The following is a 2,262-nucleotide window of genomic DNA, read 5'->3' as shown; positions in this document are numbered from 1 at the left end:
CTAATCGCTGCGACCGGCAGTCTTGGCCTGCTTGATCTGCTGCATCACCTGGTCGAGGTTGTAGCTCGCCGGGTCCTGCAGCGGCGGGTACGCAATATAGCTCTCGAGTTCCTTCAGCCAGAGCGCCTGGCCGATCGGCAGCATGTTCCAGTCGTAAATGTAGGCTGTAGAAGGAGATCCGATTGTGCCGCCCTGGCCCATGAGCGTCTTGTATTGTGACCCGATCGAAGTCTCGAACGGGTCTCGCTTGATGTTGACGACCTGGGCCCAGTGATAAGGAAGCGCTCCGGCAATAAAGCCCGCCGGGTTGTCGGACACCATCGTGAAGTAGATCTTCCAGTTCTTGTAGCGGACCGCCGACGGATCCTTGCCCGAATAGTAGAAGAAGGTATCGCGCGCCGACGTTTCCGAACGCCCGGAAAGGTATTCGGCCTGATCGACGCCATCGAGCGTCGTCTTCACGATGCCGGGATATTGACCGGCCTCGATACGCTTCTTCAGCGCGTCTCCCTTTGCGCCACCGGCGATGTTGACAAATGTGGGCAGCCAGTCGAGTGACGCGAAGATGTCGTTCTTGATGGTGCCGGGCTTGATGACCCCCGGCCAGCGAACGAGCGCCGGAGCGCGCATGCCGCCTTCCCAGGTGCTCAGCTTGCCGCCCTTGAACGGAGTGGTGCCGCCGTCCGGAAAGGTGATGGTCTCGGCGCCGTTGTCGGTGGTGAACACGACGATCGTGTTGTCGAGCTGCCCCATGTCCTGGAGCTTTTTCAGCACATAGCCGATGTTGTCATCCATCTGCTTCATGCCGGCCTCGTTGAGGCCCCAGTCCTTGCCGCCGGGCTCGCCGACCATGGCCGCGTACTTGTCATTCAGCACGGTCGTGATGTGCATGCGCGCAGGGTTGTACCAGACGAAGAACGGCTTGCCCGTCGTCTTCGGATCGTTGCGATCGATGAAGTCGATGACCTTGGCCGAGATTTCCTCGTCGACACCCTTCGATCGCTCGAGTGTCAGCGGGCCCTGGTCGATGCACTGCTGAGTCCTGGACGTACCATCGGACTTGCACGACAGGACGTTGCGCGGAGGCGTCAGGCAAACCGACGTTTTCGGATCGACCGCGCCCGGTACCTCCGGGATGCCGGGGATCGGCGTATTCTTGCATGGCGGGGCAACAGTCTGCTGGATGGGGGACTTGTTGATGTCCGGGAAGCTCACGCCCTGCATCGCATCGAGGTGATACAGGTAGCCCCAGAATTCCTGGAAGCCGTGCGCGGTCGGCAGTGCGTCGGTGTGATCGCCGAGATGGTTCTTGCCGAATTCGCCGGTGTTGTAGCCGAGATCAAGCAGGAACTTGGCGAGCGCCGGGGTGCCGGGCCGCAGATAGGACGGGCTGCCTGGAAGTTGCGGAGGAATCATGCCGGTGCGCAGCGGATGCATGCCGGTGAAGAAGGCGTTCCGCCCTGCCGTGCAGCTCTGCTCGGCATAATAATGCGTGAAGATTGCGCCTTCATTGCCGATGCGATCGATGTTGGGCGTCTCGCCGACCATCAGGCCGCGATGGTAGATGCTCGGCTGGTACAGGCCGATGTCGTCACCCATGATGAAGAGGATATTGGGTTTCTGTGCCGGCTGTGCGGTCGCCGGCGTGCTGGCTACCCCGGACAGCGACATCAATATCGTCGCGCCAAGCAGCGAGGCGCAGGACCTCTTGTGGCAACTGGACGTCTTGAACGGTGGAATTGCGGCAAAGGGTGGCTTGTCATTGAATATGCAATTCAACATGGCCTCGCTCTCCCATTATGATGCGATAGAGACACCTCTCCTGATGCACCGAAATCCAAGGTGGCTCGTGGATGTGTCGATCGGCTCCGCATGCCGCGCAGCCGGCCGGTAGCGTCTGCAGTAGTTCGGCGCGCACAAATGCGAGCCGCCTTTGATGACCTTGCGTGGAATCTTGACGTTGGTCGTTCTGGGGTCGTAGCTATCGGCCTCGCGGCCGCCGCGCGGGTTCTCTGGAATGCAGCAGGCTTTTGCTGCGTCAGCCTCATGCCGAGGCGAGTACCAGTCGGACGTCCATTCCCAGACGTTGCCGATCATATCGTGCAGCCCGTAACCGTTCGGCGGAAATGCGGTGACCGGCGATGTCCGTTCGTATCCGTCGTCCCTGGTGTTCTGGCGTGGAAATTCACCCTGCCAGGTGTTGGCCATGTGACGGCCCCCGGGCGCAAATTCATCTCCCCATGCGAACTCGGCGCCGTCCAG

2 protein-coding genes are annotated in these 2,262 nt (G+C 60.8%); both read right to left on the bottom strand.

The genetic code is table 11. The features are described from left to right. Window positions 1–1,671 carry an arylsulfatase gene (locus tag QJT78_RS50385; protein WP_212479729.1) on the bottom strand — a complete coding sequence of 557 codons (1,671 nt, stop codon included), beginning with the start codon at window positions 1,669–1,671 and terminating at the stop codon, window positions 1–3. A gap of 126 nt (window positions 1,672–1,797) precedes the next feature. Continuing rightward, the coding region (locus QJT78_RS50380) for an SUMF1/EgtB/PvdO family nonheme iron enzyme (RefSeq protein WP_281460837.1) at window positions 1,798–2,262 on the bottom strand (465 nt) is incomplete at its 5' end.

It is taken from the genome of Bradyrhizobium sp. Mp27, from assembly GCF_029953005.1.
GTDB lineage: Bacteria > Pseudomonadota > Alphaproteobacteria > Rhizobiales > Xanthobacteraceae > Bradyrhizobium > Bradyrhizobium barranii.
This window is presented reverse-complemented; position numbering and strand designations above follow the sequence as displayed.

Excerpts from the sequence above, each read along its gene's own strand:
- QJT78_RS50385 (WP_212479729.1), bottom strand. The coding sequence starts at position 1,671 with ATGTCGCTGTCCGGGGTAGCCAGCACGCCGGCGACCGCACAGCCGGCA.